Annotated in this window: 22 protein-coding genes; 12 read left to right on the forward strand and 10 right to left on the reverse strand. The window is 72.3% G+C overall.

What is annotated here, in order from left to right; genetic code table 11:
* Positions 1-865, forward strand: an 865-nt coding sequence (locus BXA11_RS17085; protein ID WP_208865569.1) for an endo-1,4-beta-xylanase, incomplete at its 5' end; no start/stop codon positions are given.
* A 99-nt stretch (positions 866-964) separates the two neighbouring features.
* Here BXA11_RS17085 and BXA11_RS17090 read toward each other — a convergent pair.
* Positions 965-2,131: a serine hydrolase domain-containing protein gene (locus tag BXA11_RS17090; protein ID WP_076435631.1), complete on the reverse strand. Its 1,167-nt coding sequence runs from the start codon at positions 2,129-2,131 to the stop codon at positions 965-967.
* 252 nt (positions 2,132-2,383) lie between these two features.
* On the opposite strand from BXA11_RS17090, the gene BXA11_RS17095 reads away from it, so the two are divergent.
* Together BXA11_RS17095 and BXA11_RS44590 are read left to right on the forward strand one after the other, a co-directional pair.
* A complete protein-coding gene (locus BXA11_RS17095; RefSeq protein WP_143734353.1) occupies positions 2,384-5,413 on the forward strand; it encodes an MGH1-like glycoside hydrolase domain-containing protein in 3,030 nt (1,009 codons plus the stop codon).
* Between the two features lie 318 nt (positions 5,414-5,731).
* Positions 5,732-7,471 carry a serine/threonine protein kinase gene (locus BXA11_RS44590; RefSeq protein WP_076435633.1) on the forward strand — a complete coding sequence of 580 codons (1,740 nt, stop codon included), beginning with the start codon at positions 5,732-5,734 and terminating at the stop codon, positions 7,469-7,471.
* A 21-nt stretch (positions 7,472-7,492) separates the two neighbouring features.
* Here the strand turns inward: BXA11_RS44590 and BXA11_RS17105 are convergent, their stop codons facing one another.
* The 5 genes from BXA11_RS17105 to BXA11_RS17125 all read right to left on the reverse strand — a co-directional run bounded on the left by BXA11_RS17105 (position 7,493) and on the right by BXA11_RS17125 (position 11,147).
* Positions 7,493-7,807 (reverse strand): DUF6510 family protein, encoded by a 315-nt coding sequence (locus BXA11_RS17105; protein ID WP_076435635.1) that lies wholly within the window; start codon positions 7,805-7,807, stop codon positions 7,493-7,495.
* Between the two features lies 1 nt (position 7,808).
* Positions 7,809-8,504 (reverse strand): ferredoxin reductase, encoded by a 696-nt coding sequence (locus tag BXA11_RS17110; protein WP_076435637.1) that lies wholly within the window; start codon positions 8,502-8,504, stop codon positions 7,809-7,811.
* Positions 8,497-9,096, reverse strand: coding sequence for a sulfite oxidase-like oxidoreductase (locus BXA11_RS17115; protein WP_030506703.1), 600 nt, complete (start codon positions 9,094-9,096; stop codon positions 8,497-8,499). The genes BXA11_RS17110 and BXA11_RS17115 overlap by 8 nt, the downstream gene beginning before the upstream one ends.
* A 57-nt stretch (positions 9,097-9,153) precedes the next feature.
* Entirely contained in the window at positions 9,154-10,242 is a 1,089-nt protein-coding gene (locus tag BXA11_RS17120; protein ID WP_076435639.1) for a winged helix DNA-binding domain-containing protein, read from the reverse strand.
* 62 nt (positions 10,243-10,304) lie between these two features.
* A complete protein-coding gene (locus BXA11_RS17125) occupies positions 10,305-11,147 on the reverse strand; it encodes an NAD(P)H-binding protein (RefSeq protein ID WP_076435641.1) in 843 nt (280 codons plus the stop codon).
* 153 nt (positions 11,148-11,300) lie between these two features.
* On the opposite strand from BXA11_RS17125, the gene BXA11_RS17130 reads away from it, so the two are divergent.
* The 3 genes from BXA11_RS17130 (at position 11,301) to BXA11_RS17140 (ending at position 15,452) form a co-directional block, all read left to right on the forward strand.
* Positions 11,301-12,260: a helix-turn-helix transcriptional regulator gene (locus BXA11_RS17130; protein ID WP_076435643.1), complete on the forward strand. Its 960-nt coding sequence runs from the start codon at positions 11,301-11,303 to the stop codon at positions 12,258-12,260.
* 101 nt (positions 12,261-12,361) lie between these two features.
* Positions 12,362-14,362, forward strand: coding sequence for an erythromycin esterase family protein (locus BXA11_RS17135; RefSeq protein WP_076435954.1), 2,001 nt, complete (start codon positions 12,362-12,364; stop codon positions 14,360-14,362).
* A gap of 103 nt (positions 14,363-14,465) precedes the next feature.
* Positions 14,466-15,452 carry an alpha/beta fold hydrolase gene (locus BXA11_RS17140; protein WP_076435645.1) on the forward strand — a complete coding sequence of 329 codons (987 nt, stop codon included), beginning with the start codon at positions 14,466-14,468 and terminating at the stop codon, positions 15,450-15,452.
* 109 nt (positions 15,453-15,561) lie between these two features.
* On the opposite strand, the gene katG is transcribed toward BXA11_RS17140, so the two are convergent.
* On the reverse strand, positions 15,562-17,793 hold the full coding sequence (gene katG, locus BXA11_RS17145) for a catalase/peroxidase HPI (RefSeq protein WP_076435647.1): 2,232 nt from the start codon (positions 17,791-17,793) through the stop codon (positions 15,562-15,564).
* A 33-nt stretch (positions 17,794-17,826) separates the two neighbouring features.
* Entirely contained in the window at positions 17,827-18,264 is a 438-nt protein-coding gene (locus BXA11_RS17150; protein WP_076435649.1) for a Fur family transcriptional regulator, read from the reverse strand.
* Positions 18,265-18,491: 227 nt separating this feature from the next.
* Between BXA11_RS17150 and BXA11_RS17155 the strand changes: the two genes are divergently transcribed.
* From BXA11_RS17155 to BXA11_RS17180, 6 genes are all read left to right on the forward strand, one after another.
* Positions 18,492-19,007, forward strand: a complete 516-nt coding sequence (locus tag BXA11_RS17155; protein ID WP_204053700.1) for a hemerythrin domain-containing protein — start codon at positions 18,492-18,494, stop codon at positions 19,005-19,007.
* A 186-nt stretch (positions 19,008-19,193) separates the two neighbouring features.
* On the forward strand, positions 19,194-19,493 hold the full coding sequence (locus tag BXA11_RS17160; RefSeq protein WP_030506694.1) for a hypothetical protein: 300 nt from the start codon (positions 19,194-19,196) through the stop codon (positions 19,491-19,493).
* Positions 19,494-19,532: 39 nt separating this feature from the next.
* A complete protein-coding gene (locus BXA11_RS17165) occupies positions 19,533-20,900 on the forward strand; it encodes a cytochrome ubiquinol oxidase subunit I (protein WP_076435653.1) in 1,368 nt (455 codons plus the stop codon).
* Positions 20,900-21,922, forward strand: a complete 1,023-nt coding sequence (locus tag BXA11_RS17170; protein ID WP_076435655.1) for a cytochrome d ubiquinol oxidase subunit II — start codon at positions 20,900-20,902, stop codon at positions 21,920-21,922. The genes BXA11_RS17165 and BXA11_RS17170 overlap by 1 nt, the downstream gene beginning before the upstream one ends.
* Before the next feature lie 27 nt (positions 21,923-21,949).
* Positions 21,950-22,324 (forward strand): MmcQ/YjbR family DNA-binding protein, encoded by a 375-nt coding sequence (locus tag BXA11_RS17175; RefSeq protein ID WP_076435657.1) that lies wholly within the window; start codon positions 21,950-21,952, stop codon positions 22,322-22,324.
* A gap of 65 nt (positions 22,325-22,389) precedes the next feature.
* Positions 22,390-23,625, forward strand: a complete 1,236-nt coding sequence (locus tag BXA11_RS17180; protein ID WP_373320587.1) for an IS701 family transposase — start codon at positions 22,390-22,392, stop codon at positions 23,623-23,625.
* A gap of 283 nt (positions 23,626-23,908) precedes the next feature.
* Here the strand turns inward: BXA11_RS17180 and BXA11_RS17185 are convergent, their stop codons facing one another.
* Together BXA11_RS17185 and BXA11_RS17190 are read right to left on the reverse strand one after the other, a co-directional pair.
* Positions 23,909-25,234, reverse strand: a complete 1,326-nt coding sequence (locus BXA11_RS17185; protein ID WP_076435661.1) for a glycoside hydrolase family 6 protein — start codon at positions 25,232-25,234, stop codon at positions 23,909-23,911.
* 298 nt (positions 25,235-25,532) lie between these two features.
* The gene (locus BXA11_RS17190; protein WP_076435663.1) at positions 25,533-26,921 is read right to left on the reverse strand and encodes an MFS transporter; all 1,389 of its coding nucleotides are present in this window, start codon (positions 26,919-26,921) and stop codon (positions 25,533-25,535) included.
* Positions 26,922-26,926: the final 5 nt, after the last annotated feature.

Raw genomic sequence — 26,926 nt, forward strand, 5'->3', positions numbered from 1 at the left:
CGCCTTCCGCACCGCGCGGGCCGCCGATCCGGCGGCCAAGCTGTGCTACAACGACTACAACATCGACAACTGGACCTGGGCCAAGACGCAGGGCGTCTACAACATGGTCAAGGACTTCAAGCAGCGCGGCGTGCCGATCGACTGCGTGGGGCTGCAGGGCCACTTCAACAGCGGCAGCGCCTACAACAGCAACTACCGCACGACCATCTCCAGCTTCGCCGCCCTCGGTGTCGACGTGGCCATCACCGAGCTGGACGTCGAGGGCGCCTCGGCCACCACCTACGCCAACATCGTCAACGACTGCCTGGCGGTCTCCCGCTGCGTCGGCATCACCGTGTGGGGCGTACGCGACAGCGACTCCTGGCGCTCCAGCCAGACTCCGCTGCTGTTCGACGGCAACGGCAACAAGAAGGCCGCCTACACCTCGGTCCTCAACGCCCTCAACGCCGCGGTGCCGGACACCTCGCCGAGTCCCACCCCGCCGGTCAGCCCGAGCCCCAGCCCGACCCCGCCGGTGAGCCCGAGCCCGACGCCGCCGGTCAGCCCGTCGCCCGGCACCTCCCCCCAGCCGGGCGGGTGCAGCGCGACCATGCGTACGATCAACAGCTGGCCCGGCGGCTTCCAGTCCGAGGTCACGGTCAACGCCGGCAGCTCGTCGGTCAGCGGCTGGACCGTGAACTGGAGCTGGTCCGGCTCTCCGTCCATCACGCAGCTGTGGGGCGGCCTCAAGTCCGGCTCCGGTGCTTCGGTCTCCGTGCGCAACGAGTCGTGGAACGGCACGCTGCCCGCCAACGGCACCACCACCTTCGGGTTCACCGCCAACGGAAGTGCGGAGACGCCGACGCTGACGTGCAGCGCCTCCTGACCGGTGACACCGTGATGACGCGCTCCTGACCAGGAGGAGCGTGCAGGGGCACCCCCGCCACCCGCGGGGGTGCCCCGCTGTATGTGTCCGTCCGTCCACTCAGCCGCCGCAAAGGGCCGTCTGGATGGCCGCGTCGAGGTGCTTCTCCGCGGCGTCGGAGGGGAGGGGGGTCCGGGTGACGGCGATCGCGGCGGCGCGGCCGTCGTCGGTGACCGAGTTCCAGGTCGAATAGCCGGGGATCTCGCCTCCGTGCCCCCAGCTCTGGCCGCCGCATTTCAGCGGCCGGCGGAACAGCCCGAGTCCGTAGCCCATGCCGGGTGCGCGTGGGGAGACTGCGACAGTGCGGCGCATCTCCTTCAACTGCTCGGGCCTGAGCAGCTTGCCATCGACGACGGCGCCGAAGAAACGGTTGATCTCGGCCGGGGTGGAGACCATCTGCCCGGCGGCCCATGCCCACGAGGGATCCAGGTCGGTCATGTCGACGAGCGGTTTGCCCGGGTCCTGCTGGTAGCCGTCCGCATGGGGCCCCCTGATGCCTCGCTCGCCGACCGCGGGAAAGTAGGTGTGGCGCAGGCCGAGCCGCCTGATCACCCGGTTGGTGATCTCTTCGGCCACCGGGCGGCCCGTGACCCGCTCGATGAGCAGCCCGGCGACGATGTAGTTGGTGTTGGTGTACTTCCACCGGGTGCCGGGCGCGAAGGCCGGCTTCTGTTGCAGGGCCATGTCCAGCAGCCGCCGGGGTTCGTAATAGTCGTACCGATACGGCGCGACGGCCAGGTCCAGGAACCCCGTGTACTCGGGGAGGCCGCTGGTGTGCTGCAGCAGTTGCCGCACGGTGACGCGGCGACCGTCGTTCCCGTTCCCGCGGATGAGGCCGGGCAGATAGGTCTCGACCGGCTCGTCCAGGCGGACCTTCCCCTCGCCCGCCAGCTGCAGGACGACCACGGAGACGAAGGTCTTGGTGTTGCTGCCGATCCGGACCTCCCCGTCGACCGGCGTCCTGGCCCTGGTCCGCGGGTCGCCCACTCCCGCGGTGTAGTCGCGGACGCGCCCGTCCCTGCTCCGTACGGCGGCGAGGGCGGCGGGGAATCCGTCCCTGTGCACCAGGTCGTCCAGCAGCTTCTGGACGACGTCGGCGTCCGGCCGCATCAGGGGCGCGGCCGATGGCGCCTGGACGCCGAGGACGGCGAGTACGGCGGCGCACGCGCCGGTCCACCGGCGTGAACGAGAGCGCGCGCATCTGAAACGCGACGTGGAACACCGCATGACCCACCTCGCAAGCGCAGGCATGTGTGTCAGGGGGGTGGTACCCACGGGAGGCGGCAGGAACCGGATGGCGCCGCCGAAGTTCGGTCGAAAGCGAGCAGACGCTGTCTTGTATTTCTGTCAAAACTGCTCAACACTGTGCAGCATCGAACATATTCGGTCGTACCCGATCGCATGTGAGAGAGCCGGGCACCGCCCGGTCGCCGTGACCCCCTGAGAACGCTGAGAACGGTGAGAACGCCCGAGGTGACCATGAGACACGCCGTCGCGGTGCTCGCGACGCTCGCGGCGCTGGCCGCGCCGACCACCCTGATCCCCGCCCCGGCCGAGGCCGCCCACGCCCAGGCGCCGCCTGCGGCGTACCCGGAGGTCGGCAGGGGCACCGCCTTCCTGGACCACGACGCGCTCGTGTCGGGCTACGCCGAGCCGGAGTGGTACAAGGCCAACATCCCGTTCCTGGAGGTGCCCGACCGGGAGATCCAGGACGTCTACTACTACCGCTGGAGCACGTACAAGCGGCACATCCGCTACACCGACTCCGCGACCGGCGACGTCATCACCGAGTTCCACAACCCGCCCGGATACTCCGCCCCGCTCGGCGGCATCGTCGCCGCCGCCGGTCACCACGTGTACGAGGGGCGCTGGCTGCGCGACACCCGCCCGATCGACGACTACCTCACCTACTGGCTGCAGGGACCGGGCGCCGGCCCCAAGCCGAAGGAGGAGTACCTCAACAAGGACACCGACGACTGGGCGCACCAGTACTCCTGGTGGGCGGCCGACGCCGCCTACCAGCGCTATCTGGTCACCGGCGACGCGTCCTTCGTCGAGGGGCTGCTGCCCGACCTGGTGCGGCAGTACGACAAGTGGGGCGGCCAGTACGACAAGAAACTGGGTCTCTACTGGTCGGTGCCGGTGTGGGACGCGATGGAGTACACCGCCTCCGCCTACGAGACCGACCCGGCCGATCCCTACCACGGCGGCGCGGGCTATCGGCCGACGCTGAACGCCTACCAGTACGGCGACGCAAAGGCGATCGCCGCCATCGCCACCATGGGCGGCGACAAGGCGCTGGCCGAGAAGTTCGAGAAGCGGGCGGCGTCGCTGCAGGACGCGCTGCACCGCTACCTGTGGGACCCGGAGCGGTCCTTCTTCTACCACAAGGCCCGTGCCGACCTCGACCCCCAGCAGCGGCTGGTGTCCACCCGGGAGCAGATCGGGTTCGTGCCGTGGGCGTTCGACATGGCCGAGCCCGGCACGGAGCGGGCGTGGGCGCAGCTGCTCGACCCGCAGGGGTTCGCCGCGCCGTACGGGCCGACCACCGCCGAGCGGCGCAGCCCGCTGTTCATGCGTGACGCGCTGAACGGCTGCTGCCGCTGGGACGGGCCGAGCTGGCCCTACTCCACCTCGACGACGCTCACCGCGATGGCCAACCTGCTCGACGACTACGACCAGGATGTGGTCACCGCCGCCGACTACTACACGGTGCTGCGGGGCTACGCGCTCACCCAGTACAAGGACGGGCATCCGTACGTCGCCGAGGCGCACCACCCGGACGAGCCGCGCTGGATCTACGACTCCCCGGGCCACAGCGAGCACTACAACCACTCGACCTTCAACGACCTGGTGATCAGCGGCCTGATCGGGCTGCGCCCGCAGCAGGACGGCACGGTCGTGCTGAAGCCGCTCGCGCCGGCCGGGTGGGACTACTTCGCGCTGGAGAACGTGCCCTACCACGGGCACAACGTGACGGTCCTGTGGGACCGCGACGGCAGCAGGTATGGCCAGGGCGCGGGCATGCGCGTCTACGTGGACGGCAGGCAGGCCGCCAAGCGGGCCACGGTCGGCGAGCTGACCGCCCGCGTGCCGGGCGCCGTGGCCCCCGGTCGGTCCTCGCGGCCGGACGACGACGCCGCCAACCCGTACGGCACCGGCTACCCCAAGCCGTTCGCGTCGTACACCAACGGCATCGACAACGTGTGGGAGGCCGTGGACGGGCGGATCTTCTACGACGACGTCCCGCACAACCGGTGGACCAACTACCGCTCGCCGAACGCCGAAGACCATCTCGGCGTGGACTTCGGCGTGCCGACCCGGGTGAGCGACGTGCGGTTCTACGCCTACGACGACGGCGGCGGAGTGAAGGCCCCCGCGTCGTACCGGCTGGAGTTCTGGGACGGCGCGGCGTGGCGCGAGGTGCCGGACCAGACCCGCACGCCGGAGCGGCCCGTGGGCGCCGCGCTGAACCGCGTCACGTTCCCGGCCCTGACGACGACCAGGATCAGGCTGGTGTTCGGCAACCCGCCGGGCGCGTACGTCGGCGTCACCGAACTGCAGGCGTGGTCGCCCGCGGCGGGCGACACCTCGGTGGACGTGGCCGTCGCCGGGCAGGCGCTTGCCGGCGTGCCCGCCGAGGTGACCACCACCTTCGCCAACCGGGGACGCACGCCCGCCACCCGGGTCACGTCGTCGCTGGCCGTGCCGCCGGGGTGGTCGGCCGAGCCGGTCGGCAGCCCGCGTGCCCCGGTGGTGCGGCCGGGCGGCGAGTTCACCGTACGCTGGCGGGTCGCGCCGCCCGCCGGGACCGCGCCGAGCCCCGGCGCCCACCCGGTGCGCGCCATCACCGAGTACGACGGGTCGGCGCGGGCCGTGAGCCCCTACGGCCAGGTGACCGTGGGGCTCGACCCGGACTCCTACGGGAAGGTGGACGTCGAGGACGACTTCGCCGCCGACACCTCGGCGGGCTACACGCTCTACAAGCCCGAGGGCGGCGAGGCCCTTCCCACGGTCACGGCCGGCGGCGGCCGGTTCGCGGGCGGCGGCACCCAGCCGTTCTTCGGCCTGGCCGCCGGACCTGCGGCGCTGTCGTCGGCCGACGCGATCAGCGTGGTGACGGCGGGGGAGTTCGCCGGCACCGGCAGCCCGGAGGACAGCGTGTTCGTCGGCTGGGTGAAGGACGCGGGCACCTACGTGACCGCCTGGTACAACAACACCCGCAAGCAGTCGGGGATCAACGTGCGGGTCGGCGGCCGGTTCCTCGACACGCCCGGCGACGCCCCGCTGACCCTGAAGCCGGGCGACCGGTTCGCGCTGGCGCTGTCCGGTGACACCATCACCTCCTTCGCCTACACGGGCGGCCAGTGGCGTCCGCTGCGTACGGCGGACATCGGCGGCACGCTCGCCACCCCGCAGGCCCGCGAGGGCTTCCGCTACGGCTTCGGCCTGCGTGGCACCTCCGGCACGATCGCGGTCGCCGGCCTGGAGGGCCGCGGTTCCTCGTAGCCCGTCCTCGTAGCCCGTCCTGAATGGCCCGCCCGTGGAGGGCGCGGCGCCGGCACCGGCTGAGCGCCCCCGAGGTGATCGGGCCCCGCGTGACGGGGTCCGATCACCTGGGCGTCAGCACCGCTCGGGCGCCATCCGGACCGGGCGAGCCGGGGGATGCCAGACAGCTGGGCAGGGCGGTGGCGTGGAGGGCGCCGGTCCTCGTCGCGGCGGGCCGCCGGGCATCCGTGCGGTCGCGGTTTGGCAGACCGGCCATGTCGCCGATCTTCCGGCGGGATACTGGAAGTGCCGTCCATGCCCCCGACCCCCCGGAGAGTCATGCCGCAGCCCCTGGAGCCGAGCGATCCCGCACGACTGGGCTCCTACCGCATCACCGGCAGGATCGGCGAGGGAGGGCAGGGCGTCGTCTACCTCGGGGAGGCCGAGTCAGGCGACCTCGTCGCGGTCAAGCTCTTCCACGCGCGGCTCGGCCAGGACGCGGCTCGCGCCGACTTCACCCGCGAGGCGGAGCTCGCCCGCAGGGTCGCCCGGTTCTGCACCGCTCAGGTGCTGGAGTCCGGCATGGACGGCAGCCGGCCGTACATCGTGAGCGAGTACGTCGCGGGGCCTCCGCTGAACCAGGTGGTGGCCGCGCGGGGGCCGTTCTCGGGCGGCGCGCTCGAACGCCTCGCCATCGGCACGGCCACCGCCCTGGTCGCCCTGCACGATGCCGGGGTCGTCCACCGGGACTTCAAACCGCAGAACGTGCTGATCGGACCAGACGGGCCGCGTGTCATCGACTTCGGGATCGCCCGCGCCCTCGCTCATACAAGCACGATGACCAGCCAGATCGTCGGCACGCCCGCCTACATGGCGCCCGAGCAGCTCGCGGCCGGCGAGCTCGGCTTCGCCCTCGACGCGTTCGCCTGGGCGTCCACGATCGCGTTCGCCGCCACGGGCCGCCCGCCGTTCGGCGCCGACGCCATCCCCGCCATCATCAACAGGATCCTCAACCAGGAGCCCGACCTGGAGGGGATCGAGGCGCCGCTGCGCGACCTGCTCACGGCCTGTCTCGCCAAGGACCCGGGACGGCGGCCGGCCGCGCGGGAGATCGTCGACCGCCTCGTGCGCCCGCGCCACGCCGCGCCGGAGGCGGCGGTCGCGCCGGGTACGCCGGGTGTGCCGGGTGGGCCGCTCGCGCCTGCGGCGTCGGCCGAGCCGGGGCCGGTCTCGCCTGCCGCGCCCGCCGCGCCCGCCGCGCCCGCTGTGCTCAATGTGCCGGGCACGCCGGTGTCACCTGCCGCCCCCGCTGAGCCGTCCGCATCGGCGGCAGCCGCCTCGGCCGGCGTGCCGTCCCAGGCGTCCGGGCCGGTTCCTGCGCCGGTCCCGGGGCCGGTTCCTGCGCCGGTCCTTGGGCCGGACACTGTGCCGGGAGGCGGCCGGCGCAGGCGGGTGCGGGCCGCCGTCGCCGCCGTGGTCGTGGCCGTGGCGGCCACGGTCGCCGCCGCGATCGCGCTGCTGCCGTCCCTGCACCTGCCGTTCACGGGGACCGGCGCCCCCGCGACGCAGCGAGCGGCGGCGGTCGGCACGGCCCCGGCCGCCTCGGCGGACACCGTCGGCGGCCCGTCCCCGTCCGTGGCCTCGACGCCCGCCGTCCCCTCGCCATCCGCCTCGCCCGCCTCCTCACACCGGCCGCGGGTGCGCCGGTCCACGGCCAGGCCCGACACCACCCGGCCGGCCCCGACGAGGACGGTCACCGCACGGCCGACCGTCCGTCACTCGAAGACGACCGCGCCGGTCCCCGCCGATTCACCGGCCGCAAAGCCCTCGCCCACGCCAGCCAAACGGGTCGTGGAGCTGGGACCCGGACACTTCACCGACTACTGCGTGAGCCTCGGCTGGGAGTGGGTCGAGTACCGGGAGACGCCCACGCCTGGTGAGTACTGCATCAAGCGGAAGGGCGACACCATGTACCTCGACCAGAGCCGGCTCGACGCGGGCTGCCGCTGGCGCTATCACGACCCGAAGGCCTTCCACCGGTTCAAGGGCAAGTCGAACTACTGCTACATCTACCGCTGACGACCTCGCCGCGCCGGGTCCTCAGCCCCCGCCCGCGGCGCCCCCGTCCGTAGCGACAGCGCCCGGGTTCGCGCCGCCCAGCGGGATGCGCAGGGAGACGGCGCCGCGCAGGTCGAGCCAGGCCGCGTCAGGGCCGCGGACCAGGCGCAGCACGACCTCTTCGCATCCCGGGCAGCGAGCCACGAGGCCGGGGGCCCGGTCGTACACGCGCAGGGCAGCCACCGGACCGGTCAGGCCGCAGGTGGCGCAGCGGCTGACGGCGGCCGAGACGTCGGCCGTGAAGATCTCGGCCAGCGGACCGGCCAGGGCGTTCCCGTCGAGGTGGTCGGTCTGCATGTCAGTCTCCCGTGGGGCCGAAGCGTTCGGTCTTGATGCGGGCGGGGTCGTGGCCGAGCTCCACCAGGAGCGCCGCCGCGGCCTCCACGAAGCCGGTCGGCCCGCACACGTAGCAGTCGGCCTCGCCGTACGGGCCGAGATCGGCGGCGGTGAGGCGGCCGGGCGGCCGCGGGTGCCCCTCCGGGGCACGGCGCGTGTAGGCGAGTGAGACCGACACGCCGGGATCCGGCCGCGCCAGCTCGTCGGCGTAGTAGAGCCGCTCGGGCGAGCGCACGGCGTAGACCAGCCGGAACGGCGTGTCCGCACCGGCGGCGCGGCGGGCTCTGACCATGGCCATCAGCGGCACGATGCCCGCGCCGCCCGCGACCAGCAGCACCGGCGCGGGGCCGTCCGGGCGCCAGACGAACCAGCCGCCCACCGGGCCGCGCAGCTCCAGCTCGTCGCCCGGCTCCATGTCCAGGGTGAGGTACGGCGAGACCTCGCCGTCGGGCACCCGCTGCACGGTCAGCTCCACGCCCTCGGGTCCGGCGAGGGAGTAGCTGCGGCGGGCCGAGTAGCCGTCCTCGGCGGTGAGCTTGACGTCGACGTGCTGGCCGGCCAGGTGGCCCGGCCAGCCGGGCACGTCGAAGACCAGCGTGCGGGCGGACGGATTCTCGTCGCGCACCTTGACCAGGCGCGCGACGCGCCACCTAGTCATCGGCGTAGCGCTGCTCGCGCCACGGGTCGCCGTAGTTGTGGTAGCCCGCGGTCTCCCAGAAACCCGGCCAGTCCTCGGTCAGCAGCCGGATGCCGCGCACCCACTTGGCCGACTTCCAGAAGTACAGGTGCGGCACGAGCAGCCTGGCCGGTCCGCCGTGGCTCGGCGTCAGATCCTCGCCCTCGTAGCGGTAGGCGATCCACGCCTTGCCGTCCAGCAGGTCGTCGAGCGGCAGGTTCGTCGTGTAGCCGCCGTACGAGTGGACCAGCGCGTAGTCCGCCGTCGTCTCGACGTCCTCGAAGAGCACGTCGAGGGAGACGCCCCGCCAGGTGGTGCCGAGCTTGGACCAGCTCGTCACGCAGTGGATGTCGACGGCCGGCTCCTCGTACGGCAGCGCCGTCAGCTCCCGCCACGTCCACCGGTGCGTCTGCCCGGCCTCGGTGTCGATCGTGAACTCCCACCGGTCGAGCGGCACGTGCGGCGTGGGCCCGGCCGACAGCACAGGGAAGTCCTCGGCGAGGTACTGGCCGGGCGGGAGCCGGTCGTCCTCGCCTCTGCGTCTTCCGCGGAACCCGCGGGTGAAGGTGCTCATCGGAGGATCGTAGAGTCCGCGGGTTCTCCCGCTCCGCCCGGGGGCGGGGGAGACCCGTCAGGTGGTCAGACGGAGGTCGTGTGCGGCTCCGGGCGCGGCGAACTCCAGAAGCCGGGCGCCTTCCGCCTCGACCTCGGCGCGTTCGGCGGCGGACAGCGGCAGGAAAGAGCCGATCTCCAGAGTCGCCGACGTCCTGTCCGTGTGGAGTTTCCACGCACCCCTCACTTGGCCGTCCACGAGGAAGGTCGCGCGCATGCCGTTGCGGGTCGTCACGCGTCGGCGAGCGTCGTCCGAGATCACGCGGGTGCGGTCAGCATGGGAGGACAGCAGGTTGTCGTACTCGGGCAGGAAGCGAACCGGCGCGGGGGCATCGGCACCGGGGCGCGGCGCGTCCGGCAGGTCGAACAGCTCCACTCCATGCTCGTCGCGGAAGACGGCCAGCCGTGGCCGCAGCCGCTCCAAAACGGCATGCAGCCGGGTCAGACCCGCCCACGTCTGCACGTCCTTGACCGAGGCCGGGCCGAACGCGGCGAGGTAGCGCAGCACGATCCGTTCGGGGTCCGACGGTGCGGGCAGGGTTCCCGTCCAGGTCGCCGCTGTGGCGTACCGTGTGGCACCGCCGACGCCCCAGACAGCGCGCGGGGGCACTTGGACCAGCGGCACCAGGTTCCGCACCACTGTGGCGAGCGCGCGGGGCTCGCGGCCGGGCCACCGCTCGTGCAGCGCCTGCCCGAGTTCCTTGGGAGTGAGGTGTCGCTCGTCGAGCAGGACGCGCCCCGCCTCCGCCACGGCCGCGCGGTCCAGACCGGCCAGGGCTTTCTTGAACGCGGTGTCCAACTCCCGGTCGAGCGCAGGCTGGACCCATGTCCGCAGCGAGCGGTAGTCCGCCGCCGTGACCAGGTGGACGGTGCTGCGCATCAGCGCGACCCGCACCAGCCGGCGCCCTGTCAGCGCGTCCGCCAGGTCGTCGGCGCCGAACCTCTGCAACCTGGTCCAGAGCCCGAAGTAGGGCGCGTACGGAGCCTGCGCCTGCATTCCGGCCAGCCGGGTGATCGCCTTCTCGGCTGTCGTGTCGGCCCGCTCCAGCAGCATCTGGCGGGCCAGCAGCGCTCGCCCCAGCTCGCGCCGCTCCAGCACCGGCGGCATCGTGGCCTCCTTTCGGTTGTCGGGGCAGGGGGCGGCGGTTCTCCGTCCCCTGCCCCGGTCGGTCAGCCGCCGAAGTCGGCCTTGTGATCCCTGGTCCACTGGGCGTAGGTGCGCGCGGGATGCCCGGTGATCTCCTCGATGACTCCGTTGACCGGCGCCGGCTTCCCGACCGCCCTCGCCATGAGACCGAACAGCGCCGCCAGGAAATCGGCGTCCATGAACTGGCTCATCTGCGCGCGCACGGGCTCGGGGTCGAGGTCCTCGACGGTCAGCGCGCGTCCCAGCGTTTCGCCCAGGATGCGTACCTGCTGTGCCTGGGTCAGCGACTCGGGGCCGGTCAGGTCGTGGATTCGGCCCGCGTGCCCGCCGCCGGTCAGGATCCGTACGGCCACTTCGGCGACGTCCCGCTCGTGCACGGCGCTGAAGGCGGCCTCGGTGTACGGCGCGCGGATCACATCGCTGCCCTGCAGTTGCATCGCGAACGTCAGGGAGTTGATGGCGGGGAACAGCAACCGGAGGAACGTCCACTCGATCCCGGACGCCTCGATGGCCCGCTCGACGTCACGGTGATAGCGGGCGATCACGTCGGGCTGCCGCTCGGCCCCGTCGTCGACGGCCCCCGACGACAGGAACACCACCCGCCGCACTCCGGCCTCGCGCGCGGCCTCCAGGAGCGGAGCGATGTCGGCTCCATACTGCAGGACCAGGAAGGCGGCCTCGACACCCTGCACGACCGCCGGCAGCGTCTCGGGCTTGGTCAGATCACCCTGGACGACCTCGACGCCCTCGGGCAGCCCCGCCTTCTCCGGAGTCCGGGTCAGCGCACGCACCGCGGCCCCGGTGGAGACGAGCTCCTCAACCGCCTGACGTCCGAAGTGAGCCGTGGCGCCAACGACCAGATACATGAGGGGTTTCCCTTCAATTCGATGACAGTCCTGATATGGCGGCGTGGACTGCTCTGCTCGCCGCAGAGCCTCGCCCCCGCCGTTCGTCATGGCAGTCACGCTAGATCCCAATTAGGTAAGATCCGTTCCTAATTGGCTGGCAGACTTCGGGGAATGTTGGAAACGTCGGCGCGGCTGCTGCGCCTGCTCTCCTTGCTCCAGACACCCCGCGAGTGGACCGGCGCCGAGTTGGCCGAGCGGCTGTCGGTCAGCATCCGGACCGTCCGCAACGACGTGGACCGCCTGCGGAACCTCGGCTATCCGGTGCACGCCGGCCGGGGCGCCGCGGGCGGCTACCGGCTCGGCGCCGGGGCCACGCTGCCGCCGCTGCTTCTCGACGACGAGGAGGCGGTCGCTGTCGCGATCGGGCTGCGGACCGCCGCCGGCGGCACCATCACGGGGGTCGAGGAGACCTCCCTGCGCGCGCTCGCCAAGCTGGAGCAGGTGTTGCCGTCCCGGCTCCGGCGCCGGGTCGGCACCCTCCAGCAGTACGCCGTCGCGGTGCCCAGGGGCGAGCCCGGCCCCCGGGTCGACGCGGACACGCTGACCACGATCGCCACCGCCTGCCGGGACCATGAGCGGCTGCGGTTCGACTACCGCGGTCACGACGGCTCGGACAGCCGGCGGGACGTCGAGCCCTACCGGCTGGTCAACTGGGGGCGACGGTGGTACCTCGTCGGCTTCGACGTCGCGCGGGCCGGCTGGCGGACGTACCGGGTCGACCGCATCAGTCCGCGTACTCCGACAGGTCCCCGGTTCACCCCGCGCGAGCTGCCGGAGGACCCCGTCGACCAGGTGCGCCGGGGAGTGTCGTCGGCCGCCTGGCGGTGCCGGGCCCAGGTCACCGTGCACGCCCCGGCCGAGCTGGTCGCCGAACGGATCAACGCTGCCATCGGCACCGTCACGCCGGTCGACGACACCCGGTGCCTGCTGGACACCGGCGCCGACAGCGTCGAGGCGCTCGCCGTCCACCTCGGCCTGCTCGGTATGGACTTCACCGTGACGGAGCCGCCGGAACTGGTCGAACTCGTACGTGCCCTCGCCGGCCGCTACCACCGTGCCGTCATGCGCTGATCGCCCCCAGGGGGAGAACAACGACCTGGTATACGGGCCGCCGACCGTGTTTGCGCCGGCGGGAGAGGGGTATGCGGCTGCGCGACCGGGAGGCGAGGCTCATGACTGATCGCCTGTTTTCGGATCGCCGGGACGCGGGCCGCGTGCTCGCGGGACTCCTCGGCCACTACCGTGGGCTGCCCGGCGTCGTCGTCCTCGGCCTGGCGCGTGGCGGGGTCCCGGTGGCGTACGAGGTGGCGATCGGCCTCGGCCACCCGCTCGACGTGTTCCCGGTGCGCAAGCTCGGCACGCCCGGCCGCGAGGAGCTCGCCATGGGGGCGATCGCCGGAGGCGGGGTGATCGTGCTCGACGAGGACGTCGTCCGCGGGCTCGGCCTCCGGTCCGACACCGTCCGGCAGGTCGCCGAGCGGGAGTCCCGCGAGCTGGCGAGGCGGGAGCGGGCCTACCGGGGCGACACGCCCGCCGCGGACCTGCGCGGCAAGACCGTCATCGTGGTCGACGACGGGCTGGCGACCGGGGCGACCATGCGCGCCGCCGTCCGCGCGGTCCGGCAGCGGGAGCCGGCCAAGATCGTGGTCGCCGTGCCCGCCGCGCCCGAGTCCACCTGCCAGGAGCTGTCCACCCTGGTGGGCGAGGTGGTCTGCGCGACCACGCCCACGCCGTTCTTCTCGGTGGGGGAGTCGTACTGGAACTTCGCCCAGACCGCCGACGAGGAGGTGCGCAGGCTGCTTCGCGCGGCGGCGTCGGCGCGGGCCGGGGCCCCGCCCGTCCGGACCGACCTCGCGATCCTGCGCTCGGAGCTCGTGCCCGTGCGGGACGGGGTCCCCTCGGACGAGGTGTTGTTCGACACCGTCGGCGACGCGCGGTTCGTGCTGATCGGCGAGGCGTCGCACGGCACCCACGAGTTCTACGCCGCGCGCGCCCGGATGACGCGGCGGCTGATCGAGGAGAAGGGCTTCGTCGCCGTGGCGGTGGAGGCCGACTGGCCCGACGCGTACCGGGTGAACCGGTACGTCCGGGGGCGCGGCGACGACGCGACCGCAGAGGAGGCGCTGGCCGGCTTCCGGCGCTTCCCGGCGTGGATGTGGCGGAACGCGGACGTGCTGGAGTTCGCCGGGTGGCTGCGCGAGCACAACGAGCGGCTCGACGAGCGGGCGCGGGCCGGGTTCTACGGGCTCGACCTCTACAGCCTGCACCGGTCCGCCGACGAGGTCGTCGCCTATTTGGAGAAGGTGGACCCGGGCGCGGCGGCACGGGCCCGCGACCGCTACTCCTGCTTCGACCACAGCGACGGCGACGACGGGCAGGCGTACGGCTTCGCCGCCGCCTTCGGCGCGGGGGAGTCGTGCGAGCGGCGGGTGATCGACCAGCTCGTGGACCTCCAGCGCAACGCGCTGCGCTACCAGCGGGCACAGGGACTGCTCGGTGAGGACGAGTTCTTCCACGCCGAGCGGAACGCCGCGGTGGTGGCGGCCGCGGAGCGGTACTACCGCACGATGTTCGGCGGCCGGGTGTCGTCGTGGAACCTGCGCGACCGGCACATGGCCGACACCCTGTTCGCGCTCTCCGAGCACCTCGGCTGGCAGCGCGGCGAGCCGGCGAGGATCGTGGTGTGGGCGCACAACTCCCACCTCGGCGACTCGCGGGCGACGGAGATGGGCGCGCGCGGCGAGCTCAACCTCGGCCGGCTGGTGCGCGAGCACAACCGCGGGGACTGCCGGCTCATCGGCTTCACCACCTTCGCCGGCACCGTCACGGCGGCCGACGACTGGGGCCGCCCGGCCGAGCGGAAGATCGTCCGCCCGGCGCTGCCCGGCTCGGTCGAGGAGCTGTTCCACGAGGCCGGGCACAAGGAGTTCCTGGTCGTCCTCACGCGTTCGGCCGGTGCGGCGGACCTGCTGCGCGGGGCGCGGCTCGAACGCGCCATCGGCGTCGTCTACCGGCCGGGCACGGAACGGCAGAGCCACTACTTCCAGACCCGCCTGTCCGACCAGTTCGACGCGGTGATCCACATCGACGAGACCGGCGCGCTGGAGCCCCTGGAGTGTACGGCCCGCTGGGAGCGCGGAGAGGTCCCGGAGACCTACCCGGTGGCGGTCTGAACGGAGCCGGGAGCGGTTTGCCGAACCGGCAACTCGATTCACGGCGGCGTCACGGCCCGATGGATGATCCCCGCAGGACCCACCAGGAGCTTTGGAGGAATCGATGGCGCAGCCCGCCCCCGCCGCGGCGATCACACATCGCCTGGTCCCGTCTCCCGCCGGTCGCATCCACGTGGTGGAGCAGGGCTCCGGGCCGCTGGTGCTGCTGGTGCACGGGTTCCCCGAGTCCTGGTACTCCTGGCGGCGCCAGCTCCCGGTGCTGGCCGCGGCCGGTTACCGGGCCGTCGCCCTGGACGTCCGGGGCTACGGCCGCTCCTCCAAGCCCACCGACGTGGCCGCGTACCGGATGCTGGAGCTGGTCGAGGACAACGTCGCCGTCGTGCACGCCCTGGGCGAGCGGACGGCGGTGATCGTCGGCCACGACTGGGGCGCGACCATCGCCGCGAACTCCGCCCTCGTGCGGCCCGAGGTGTTCCGCGCGGTCGGGTTGCTGAGCGTGCCGTACGCCCCGCGCGGCGGGCCGCGGCCCGGCGAGGTGTTCGCGCGGATGGGCGGGGAGGAGGAGTTCTACGTGAGCTACTTCCAGGAGCCCGGCCGGGCGGAGGCCGAGATCGAGCCGGACGTCCGCGGCTGGCTCGCCGGCTTCTACGCCGCCCTGTCCGGCGGCACAATGCCGCCCGCCGGTGCCCCGGACCCGCACTTCGTGTCCCGGGGCGGGAGGTTGCGCGACCGCTTCCCGGCCGGTCGGCTGCCCGCCTGGCTCGATGGGGACGACCTCGACGTCTACGCGGCCGAGTTCGAGAGGACCGGCCTGACCGGGGCGCTGAACCGCTACCGCAACATGGACCGGGACTGGGAGGACCTCGCCGGCTTCGACGGTGCTCCCGTCACCCAGCCGTCGCTGTTCGTCGGCGGCGCGCTGGACGCCTCCACGACATGGATGGCCGACGCCATCGCGGCCTACCCGGCCACCCTGCCGGGCCTGATGTCCTCACACGTGCTCGACGGCTGCGGCCACTGGATCCAGCAGGAACGCCCGGACGTGGTCAACGAGATCCTCACCGGCTGGCTCGCCGCCCTGCCCGCCTGAACCGCCGGGCCTGAACCCGCCGGGCCTGAACCGCCTGTCCGGACCGCCCGTACGAAGCAGAACGTCCGGGCCGGCCCCCGTGTGGGCCGGCCCGGACGTCATGTCACCCTCAGACCAGGTCGAACCGGTCGAGGTTCATCACCTTGTCCCACGCCCGGACGAAGTCCGTCACGAACTTCTCCTTGGCGTCGTCGCTCGCGTAGACCTCCGCGACCGCGCGCAGCTCGGAGTTCGCCCCGAAGACGAGGTCGGCCCGGGTGCCGGTCCACTTGACCTCGCCGGTGGCGAGGTCGCGTCCCTCGAACGTGGTCTGGTCCTCCGACGTCGACTTCCACTCCGTGCCCAGGTCGAGCAGGTTGACGAAGAAGTCGTTGGTCAGAACCTCGGGGGTCTCGGTGAGGACGCCGACCTTCGACTGCTGGTGGGTGGCGCCCAGGACCCGCAGGCCGCCGACGAGGACCGTCATCTCGGGGGCGCTGAGGTTCAGCAGGTTCGCCCGGTCGATGAGCAGGTACTCGGCCGGGAGCCGGTTGCCCTTGCCGTAGTAGTTGCGGAACCCGTCGGAGGCCGGCTCGAGCGCGGCGAACGACTCGACGTCCGTCTGCTCCTGCGACGCGTCCACGCGGCCCGGCGTGAAGGGGACCTCGACGTCGAAACCGGCGTCCTTGGCGGCCTTCTCGACGGCGGCGCACCCGGCGAGCACGATCAGGTCGGCGAGGGAGACCTGCTTGCCGCCGGTCTGCGCCGAGTTGAACGACTGCTGGATGCCCTCCAGGGTGCGCAGCACGGTCGCCAGCTGGTCGGGGTCGTTGGCCTCCCAGCCGCTCTGCGGCTGCAGGCGGATGCGCCCGCCGTTGGCGCCGCCGCGCTTGTCGCTGCCGCGGAAGGACGCGGCCGACGCCCACGCGCTGGACACGAGCTGGGAGACCGACAGGCCCGAGCCGAGGATCTGCTCCTTGAGGGCGGCGATGTCCCCGGCGTCGACGAGCTCGTACGTCCGCTCCGGCAGCGGGTCCTGCCACAGCAGCACCTCGCCCGGGACCTCCGGGCCGAGGTAGCGGGAGACCGGGCCCAGGTCGCGGTGGGTCAGCTTGAACCACGCACGGGCGAAGGCGTCCGCGAACTCGTCGGGGTTCTCGTAGAAGCGCCGCGAGATCTGCTCGTAGATCGGGTCGGCCTTGAGCGCGATGTCGGTCGTCAGCATGCCCGGCGCGTGACGCTTCGACGGGTCGTGGGCGTCGGGAACGGAGCCCGCTCCCGCGCCGTTCTTCGGCGTCCACTGCCACGCGCCCGCCGGGCTCTTGGTCAGCTCCCAGTCGTAGCCGAACAGGTTCCAGAAGAAGTTGGTGGACCACTTGGTCGGTGTCGAGGTCCAGGTGACCTCGAGACCGCTGGTGATCGTGTCGCCGCCCTTGCCGGTGCCGTAGCTGTTCTTCCAGCCGAGGCCCTGCTGCTCGATCGGGGCGGCCTCGGGGTCGGGGCCGACGTTGTCGGCCGGGCCGGCGCCGTGGGTCTTGCCGAAGGTGTGACCACCGGCGATGAGGGCGACCGTCTCCTCGTCGTTCATCGCCATCCGGCCGAACGTCTCACGGATGTCGCGGGCCGCGGCGAGCGGGTCCGGCTGGCCGTTCGGGCCCTCCGGGTTGACGTAGATGAGGCCCATCTGGACCGCGGCGAGCGGGTTCTCCAGCTCACGGTCGCCGCTGTAGCGCTCGTCGCCGAGCCAGGTGGTCTCCGGGCCCCAGTAGACGTCGTCGTCGGGCTCCCAGGCGTCCACCCGGCCGCCGGCGTAGCCGAAGGTCTTGAAGCCCATCGACTCCAGGGCGACGTTGCCGGTGAGGATCAGGAGGTCGGCCCAGGAGATCTTCTTGCCGTACTTCTTCTTGACCGGCCACAGCAGCCGGCGGGCCTTGTCGAGGTTCCCGTTGTCCGGCCAGCTGTTCAGCGGGGCGAAGCGCTGCTGGCCCGAGCCGGCGCCGCCGCGGCCGTCGCTGATCCGGTAGGTGCCCGCGCTGTGCCAGGCCATCCGGATCATGAGCGGGCCGTAGTGGCCGAAGTCGGCCGGCCACCAGTCCTGCGAGGTCGTCAGCACCTCGGCGATGTCCCGCTTGACCTCCGCGAGGTCGAGGGACTTGAACGCCTCGGCGTAGTCGAAGTCCTCACCGAGGGGGTTGGCCACGGCGGGGTTCTTGGCGAGGATCTTCAGGTTGAGGCGCTCCGGCCACCACTGGTGGTTGGCGTTGCCCTGGGTCGGGTGCGGGGCGCGCGTGTGCGCGACCGGGCAGCCGCCCTCGCCCTCCGTCTTCGGGTCGACAACGATTGCGTCGTGGTTCTCGGTCAAGGGAATCCTTCTGGAACTAGTCGATCATGGGGCTCAGGAAGCGCGGGCGCTGGAACAGCCGGGGCACAGGCCCCAGTAGATGACGTCGGCCTCGTCGATCGCGAAGCCGTGGTTGTCGGACGCGGTCAGGCACGGTGCCTCGCCGGTCGCGCAGTCGACGTCGGCGACCACACCGCACGACCGGCACACGACGTGGTGGTGGTTGTCGCCGACGCGGCCCTCGAACCGGGCCGGACTGCCGGCCGGTTCGATGCGGCGTACGAGTCCCGCTGCGGTCAGGGCATGAAGGGCCTCGTACACGGCCTGCAGAGAGACGTGGCCCACGCGATCGCGGACCCCGGAGGCGATCGCCTCGACGTCGAGGTGGTCGCCGCTGCGCACGGTCTCCAGCAGCGCGACGCGGGCGGCCGTCACCCGCAGGCCGGCCCCGCGCAGTTCCTCGGCGGTCGTCGGAGTCCTGGGCGCGATCATGGCGCCAACCTATCGCCTAAACACGAAGAGTTCAAGAGAGCGAATGACACAAATGTCTAGGTCTCTCAGGTGATGTCCGTCTCGCTGCGGCATGCGCACCTTGCGCGCGGCGCCGGGGATCGCCTCGCCGTTCGTGCGGAACGGGTGACGCGGGACCCGTACGGAGAGGTCAAAGGTCCCTGCCCGGCGGGTCCGGCGGCCGGGCACCGTTGGGTGAGTCCGGCGGTGTGACCGCGTTCGAAGCGCTCGTGGAGGATCGAAGGCACATGTGCGAGTACTGCGGCTGCCAGGCCGTGACAGCGATCGACGAACTGACGCGCGAGCACGACCTGGTGGTCGATCTGATCGCGGACGCGCGCACGGCGCACGCCGCCGGCGACGCGGAGACCATGGCCGTGATCGCCAGGCGGATCGCCGAGGTGCTCGGCCCGCACACCGAGGTCGAGGAGCACGGCCTGTTCCCCGCCCTGGCGGACGAGTTCCCCGAGCAGATCGCCGGACTGGAAGCGGAGCATCGGCGCGTCGAGGCCGTCCTCGGCGAGGCCGCGGACACCACGCCTGCCGATCTCGGCTGGCCGCTGAGGCTGCTCGACGCGCTGAACCTGCTGCGCACCCACATCCTCAAAGAGCAGGACGGAGTGTTTCCGGCGGCGTTGGCCGGTCTGAGCACCGAGGACTGGGAGGCCGTCGAGGCGGTCAGGGGGCGGGCCGGCACGCTGCTGCGGGCCGCCGGCGGCCAGTGAACCGACGCCCACCCGGTCGCGGTCCGTGACGACCGGCACGCGGCGGCCGGGAACGGCGCAAAATGCCCCAAAGGGGGGTAGAGCCTCTCATCGGCTTGCGCAAAAGCCGGTCGGGGCGCTGCCTCCGGCGGGCGTGCGGGGGTACCTACGCACCAGTCCGCGGTTCTCGGAGAGGGGAATTCCCCCATGACAATGACTGAGCATCAGCCGCACGCGGAGCACGATCACCGGCACGGCGCCGGATGCGGCCATGTCGCCGTGCCGCACGGCGACCACGTCGACTACGTCCACGACGGCCACCTGCACCGGGTTCACGAGAACCATGTCGACGAGTGCGAGGTGAGCGGGCACGCCGTACACGACACGCACGACCACGAGCACAAGCCGGGGTGCGGGCACGTGGCCGTGCCGCACGGCGACCACGTCGACTACATCCACGACGGGCACCGCCACGTCCGCCACGACGGTCACTGGGATGATCACTGACCTCAGAACCGGCCCGAGCTCCCCGGCGGGGAACGGACGATGCGGCCGGCGCTCGCGGCGCCGCTGATCGCCGCGGCCGGCCCGGCGGGCGGGGCCGATCTTGTCTCGGCGCGGACCCAGATGGCCCTGTCCCTCGGGTGGCACATCATCGTCGCGTGCCTGGGGGTGGGCATGCCCGCCCTGCTGCTGTTCACCGAATGGCGGGGGCTGCGCCGCGGCGACGACGACTACCTGCGCCTCGCCCGGCGCTGGGCGAAGGCGGTGGCCGTCCTGTTCGCCGTCGGAGCCGTGTCGGGCACGATCCTCAGCTTCGAGATGGGCCTGTTGTGGCCGGGTCTGATGGGTGCGTACGGCCAGGTGATCGGGCTTCCGTTCGCGCTGGAGGGCATCGCGTTCTTCCTTGAGGCGATCTTCATCGGGATCTACCTCTACGCGTGGGACCGGCTCTCGCCCAGAGCCCACCTGCTGACCGGGGTGCCGGTGATGGTCGCCGGTGTGGCCTCGGCGTTCTTCGTCGTCTCCGCCAACGCGTGGATGAACCAGCCGCGCGGCTTCCTCCTGGAGGGCGGCCGCGTCACGCACGTCTCGCCCTGGGCGGCCATGTTCAACCCCGCCACTCCGCCGCAGACCATCCACATGATCGTCGCGGCCTTCATGGTGTCGGGCTTCGCCACCGCGTCCGTCTACGCCGTGGCCCTGCTGCGCGGGCGGCGGGACCGCTACCACCGCCTCGGCTTCCTCGTGCCCTTCACCGTCGCGGGGGCGTTGACGCCCGTCCAGATCGTGGTGGGCGACTACACCGCGCGTTTCCTCGCCCGCTACCAGCCCACGAAGCTCGCCGCGATGGAAGGACTGCCCAGGACAGGGCCGCACGCGCCGCTGAGCGTCGGCGGGATCTTCGTGGGCGACCGTCTGCGCTACGCGTTCGAGATCCCCAACGGACTGTCGCTGCTGGTGGGCTACAGCCCGGACGCCGTCGTCCAGGGACTGGACCGCACGCCGTCCGCCGACCGGCCGCCCGTCACGCCGGTCCACCTGTGCTTCGACACGATGGTCGGCATCGGCGTCCTGCTCCTGCTGCTGGCGGCCTGGCTCGCCTTCACCTGGTGGCGGCGGCGCGAGATCCCGCGCTCCCGCCTGTTCCTGTGGCCGGCGGCCGCCTCCGGCGTGCTCGCCGTCGTCGCCGTCGAGGCGGGCTGGGTGGTGACCGAGGTCGGCCGTCAGCCGTGGGTCGTGTACGGCAGGCTGCGCACCGCCGACGCGGTCAACCCCGCGCCCAACCTGTGGGCGGGACTCCTGCTGCTGGTCGTCGTCTACACGGTTCTCACGGTGTCGACCGTGTACGTGCTGCGGCTCATGGTCCGCGCCCGGCCGGTGGCCGCGCCACAGGAACGGGAGACGGCCTGATGGAGGCGGCGCAGGTCCTGCTCGGGGTCATGTGGCTCGGCCTGACCCTGTACGCGCTGCTCGGCGGTGCCGACTTCGGCGGCGGCCTGTGGGACCTGCTGGCCGGGGGCAGCCGGGCGGGCATGCCGCAGCGGCGGCTCATCGAACACTCGCTCGGCCCTGTATGGGAGGCCAACCATGTCTGGTTGATCTTCGTGCTCGTGGTGCTGTGGACCGGCTTCCCGACGGTCTTCGCGGCGGTGATGTCCACGCTCTACATCCCCCTCACGCTGGCCGCGTTCGGGATCATCGGCAGGGGGGCCGCGTTCGCGTTCCGCAAGAGCAGCACCGAGCTGTGGCAGCAGCGCCTGTTCGGCGCGGCCTTCGCGCTGTCGTCGGTGCTCACGCCGTTCTTCCTCGGCACGGTGGCCGGGGCCGTCGCGTCCGGCCGGGTGCCGCCCGGCCTGGCCAGGGGAAGCCTCGTGGGCGCGTGGGTCAACCCGACCTCGATGCTGGGCGGCGTCCTCGCGGTGGCCGTCTGCGCCTACCTGGCCGCGGTCTACCTGTGCGACGACGCCGTGCGGTCCCGCCTGCCCGGGATGGCCGAGGTCTTCCGGCGCAGGGCGCTGGCCGCGGCCGCCGTCACCGGTGTGGTCGCCCTCGGCGGCATCGGAGTGCTGCACGCCGACGCCCCCCGGCTCTTCACCGGCCTCACCCACAGGGCGCTGCCGCTCGTCGTGGCGAGCGCCGTGCTCGGCGTCGCGTCCATCGCGTTGCTGTGGCTGCGCCGCTACCTGCTCGTACGCGGCACCGCGGCCCTGGCCGTGGCCGCCGTGATGTGCGGATGGCCGGTGGCGCAGTATCCGCTCATGCTGCCGCCGGCCGTGTCCTTCCGGCAGGCGGCGGCGGAGCCGGCGGTGATCACCGCGGTTCTCGCCGTCGCGGCGGCGGGCGCACTGCTGGTGCTGCCGTCGATCGCGTTGCTGCTCGCCGTGCAGCACCGCCTGCCGTTCGAGCGGGGCGGCCCCTACCCTGGTCGCTGACGACGACCGTGCGAAGGGGTGAGCCGCGTGAGCGACCAGGATGTGCCGGCCCGGCTCCGGGAGATCTGCCTGAACCTGCCGGAGGCCGTGGAGAGGCCGTTCGGGGGCCACACGGCGCCCACCTACCGGGTCGGCGACAAGATGTTCGCGATGACCAGCGAGGATGGGCGTTCGCTGACGTTCAAGGCCGGGCCGGGGGTGCAGGACGCCCTCGTGGCCTCGGATCCGGAGCGCTTCTTCGTCCCGCCGTACGTCGGCCGCAACGGCTGGGTGGGCGCACGCCTGGACGCCGATCAGGACTGGGACGAGATCGCCGGGCTGATCGAGGACAGCTACCGGCTGATCGCGCCGAAACGACTGGTCCGGCTCCTCGACGAACCGCCGGCCGCCCAGACCGCCTAGTAGTGCTTTGTTAGGTCAGCCTGTTGTGACTGGTTGGTGCCGGTGTGTAGTGGTGCGATGCGGGTGTGCCCCCCGAGCACCTCGCGCATGTCCGCCGGCAACTGGAGTTGTTCGCCGCTGAGATGTTCGCTCCTTTGGCCCGCCGGGATCAGCGGGCCAAAGGGCTGACCTACCTGCGGGGCCTGCTGCTGGACGGCCGCCGCAAGTCGATGCAGCCGATGGCCGAACGCCTGGGAGTGGACCACCAAGGGCTGCAGCAGTTCCTCACCTCCTCCACCTGGGACCCCACCGAAGTGCGCCGCCGCTTGGCCACCCGGGCGATCGACACCATCACCCCGGCGGCGTGGGTGATCGACGACACCGGCTTCCCGAAGGACGGGATCGCCTCACCCGGGGTGGCCCGGCAGTACTCGGGCACCCTGGGCAAGGTCGGCAACTGCCAGATCGGCGTCAGCGTGCACGCCGTCACCGACGCCGCCTCCTGCCCGCTGAACTGGCGCCTGTTCCTGCCCGCCTCGTGGGACCCTGCACACGCCGGCGACGACGAGGCCACCGCCGCACAGGTCACCGCGCGCCGTGCCCGCTGCGCCATCCCCGACGGCGAACACCACCGGCCCAAGTGGCAACTCGCGGTGGAGATGCTCGATGAGCTGGCCGCCTGGGGGCTCGTGCCGCCGCTGGTGGTGGCCGATGCCGCCTACGGCGACAACGCCCGCCTGCGCGCCGCCCTTGCCGAGCGCGGCTGCCATTACGTGGTGCAGGTCAAAGGCGCGGTCACCGCCCACCACGCCACCGATGAACCCGACCCGGTCACCTACTCAGGCAGAGGTCGCCCGCCCCGGCCGCACCGCTACCCGAATAGGCCGATCAGCCTGCGCGAGCACGTCCTGGCCGTCGGACGGCAGGCGGCGATCACCGTGACCTGGCGCACCGGCTCCAAAGGAGCCATGACCGCCCAGTTCGTCATCCTGGTTCGCGTCGCCGGACGCCGGCCCCACCCCGCAGGTGACGGCACACTGCCCGTCAATGTCCTGATCGCGCAATGGCCCGCCGGTGAGGCCGAGCCGATCAAGTACTGGCTGACCGACCTGCCCGCCGACACCCCGTCGGCCACGCTGATCGCCCTGGCAAAGATCCGCTGGCGGATCGAACACGACTACCGCGAGCTGAAAACCGGCCTGGGCCTGGACCACTTCGAAGGCCGTTCCTGGATCGGCTGGCACCGCCACGTCACCCTGGTCACCGCCGCCCACCTGTTCTGCACCGAACTGCGCTTACACGACCCAAAAGCCGCAGCCTGACCCTCTACACGATCCTCAGAGAACTCCAGGTGCTCCTGGCCACCTGGACCGGCCGCTGCCCGACATGCTCACAGCGACCACCCTGATCACCTAACAAAGCACTACTAGGTCGTGTCTGACAAATCATGGCCCTGCTGCGCGCGGCCCAGGCGGCGCCTCGCCGCGTTGTCGTCGTCGCCCGGAGCTCCGCTCCGACCTCCTCCTCCGCCTTGCGATGCATCCACCTGGATCCACGCTCGCGACGGGCAGCATTTGTCAGACACTCCCTAGCGCGGCCGGTGCCTCACAGCGGCGGGTAGGCGTTGGCGAGGAGCTGCTGGAACTGCGGCCCGAACCACTGCCCCGCCGCCGGGGCGTACGGCAGCGCCCCGCTGGGCACGGTCCCCTGGACATAGGTGGGATCGCACATCGGGTCGGGGAGGAGGCCGTCGGGACTTGTGACGTTCACGCTCGCGCCGTCGGAGACGCCCGGCGGCTTGATCCACGCGTACGCGTCGACGCCGGCGGCGGGGATGGCCGCGGGCCGTGCGCCGAGCCCGGCGCCGGCCTGGTTGCACCAGTTGCCGACGCTGTGCCGGCGGTCCGTCCGGGACTCGTCGACGAACCGGTTCACATCGGTGGAGGTGCTCGTGCGAGCCGGGCGATACGGGCCGCCCCAGCCGCTGCGCGAGGTGTCGATCACCATGCCGATGCCGGATCCGAAGCCCGCCGCGATGAGCCGCTGCCGGAACGCCTGGGCGAACGAGAGCTCGTCCACGTAGTCGTTTCCGGCCACCCACTGCGAGCTCTTCACCGGCCGGCCCATCTGGGTGTTGTAGTACGGCTCGACCAGGGCGCCGTAGCCGGCGACGTTCACCGTGAAGCCGTGCACGGGTGAAGGCTGCCCTCCGGTCGCGCCCGCGATGCTCGCGAGCAGGTCGGCGGCCCGGCCGAAGTTGTCCGGATGACCGGCGACGCCGTGGTGGGAGGCGTCGAGGTAGACGTACACGTTGGGGACGGCGTGCAGCCGGGTCACCGCGTACCGCAGCGCCGCGGGATAGGCGCCGCTCGCCTGTACGGCGGCGCAGCGGGAGGTGGCGGCGGGCAGGAGCAGCCCGGGCAGGAAGTCGGGCTCGACGATCGCCACGATGCGCAACCGCTGGTAGGCCGGGTCGGCCAGGATCTCGGCGATCGGATCGACATACTCGCTCCGGTAGCGGTTCAGGCCGTCGGCCGCCACGCTGAAGTCCCCGTTGGAGACCGGGTGGGTGCAGTTCCGGTCCGGCAGGTCGTCGAGCACGATCTGGATCGTGAGCGGGGCCGAGCCGAAGGCGTCCTGCACGACGGCCTCGTTCAGATGCGCGAGCAGCCCGGGGGAGGAGGCGGTGCCCTCGATCAGGGAGACGCGGTCGAGCCAGACGCCGGTCGGCTGGTCGGCCACCGCCGCACCGCCGGGCTCGGCCGCGGCCGACGCCGACCACCAGGGATCGACGTAGCGCTGGGCGGCCACGTAGGGGTTGTCGACGCGGGTGTCCGCGGCGGCGGGGGTGCCCGTGAGGACCGCCGTGACCGGCAGGAGGATCACCGCCGCGACCACCGCCATGAGACGCGCTCCGAGCCGCACCGCCATGCCGTGCCTCCCCACCGCGCGAGATCGTCGTCACCCCGCACGATTCACCGGCGTGGCGGGCGCGTACAGCGCCCGACGGCGCCTGTCGCCGTACGCGCGCCCGGCCCGGGGGGGCGCGCCCGCCCTCAGCTCGGCGAACACCCCGCCGCCCGTCGCCGTTCGACGCCGCCGCGCGCCGCGTCGGATGAATGCTTCAGCCACCCGGGCGCCGGGGGGCGAGAATGCCGGCCACCCGGACGTACGGCCACCCGGATGCCGGCGGCGCGGAGGCGTCGGGCGAGACGCACGGAAGCGACCGTCATCGCGCCGGGGCCGCCGGCTCGGTGACGCGGGCGCCGGTCACGACCAGGCCCAGGCAGACCAGGGCCGCGGCCGCCACCGCCGCCAGCATGAGGGGGTAGGAGAGCCACGACGACAAGCCGGCCAGCACGGTGGGGAGCAGGAAGCCCGCGTAGGCGAGCATGTAGTAGACGCCGGTCAGGCCGGCGAGGTCGTCGGGGCCGGCCATGCGCTGGATCTCCAGCAGTCCGGAGACCACCGCGAGGCCGTAACCGGCGCCCAGGGTGGCCGCGGTGACGGCCGCGAGCCACGGCGACAGCAGCACCGCGTTCGCCGCGCACAGTGCCGCGCCGAGGAGCATCACCGCCATCGCCGCCACCGGAGCCCGTCCCGTCCGGGTTCCCGTCCCGCCGTTTCCCCTCTCGCCGGTGTTCGTCTCGCCGGGTTTCACCTCACGGGGTTTCATCTCGCCGGTTCTCACTTCACCGGTTTTCATCTCACCGGTTTTCACTTCACCGTGCAGCCACCTGGCCACGGGCTGCACCGCCGCGCCCGCGCCCAGGGTCAGCACGGTCAGTCCGGTCGCGTACGCGAGCCCCCAGTCCCCGACGCGGAAGCCGACCAGCTGAGGCATGACCGCGTACGCCAGTCCGGCCGCGCCGAACACCCACGGCGCCATGGGCAGGACCACGAGGCGGAACCGCCTGCGGGCCGGCGCGGGGACGCGCAGGTCCTCCACCAGCGCCGTGAGGAGCCGCCGGGCCGGACGACCCGCCGCGTGCGCGAGCGGCGGCCGCGTCTCCGGCACCCGCAGGAGCAGGACGGGTATCGCCGCGGTGAGGAGGAGATGGACGGCGTACGGACTCACCATGGGCCACGGTCCCCACTGGGCCAGCACGCCCGCGACCCCGGCGCCGAGGCCGAATCCCGCCGTCTGGCACAGCGCCGCCCGGCGTGCGGCGAGCCCGCCGTCCGTCCCGCCCGACAGCTCCTTCACCCAGCTGCTGCCCACGGACATGGCGATGCCGACGGCGAAGCCGGTGATCAGCCGTCCCACGTAGATGGGCCAGGCGCTCTGACCGCCGAAGCAGAGCACCAGGCTCGCGACGGCCGAGGCGACGGAGCCGGCCACCAGCACGGGACGTCGCCCGCGCCGGTCGGACACGGGCCCGGCGAGCAGGAGCCCCGGCACGAGTCCGACGACGTACGCGCCGAGGAAGGCGTCGACGCTGAGCGTGGAGTAGCCGCCCAACCGGCGGTACATCAGCAGCAGCGGGGTGAACTGGTTGCCGCCCCAGCCGCAGGCGAACATCGCCGCGGCGACGGTCCGCCAGGCGCCGGGCCTGAGCGGGACGGCAGGCGGGAGGGCGGCCTGCCGGGATTCCGGCATCCGCTGGGTTTCGGGCATGGAAA

This window comes from Microbispora rosea (genome assembly GCF_900156315.1).
Lineage (GTDB): Bacteria > Actinomycetota > Actinomycetes > Streptosporangiales > Streptosporangiaceae > Microbispora > Microbispora rosea.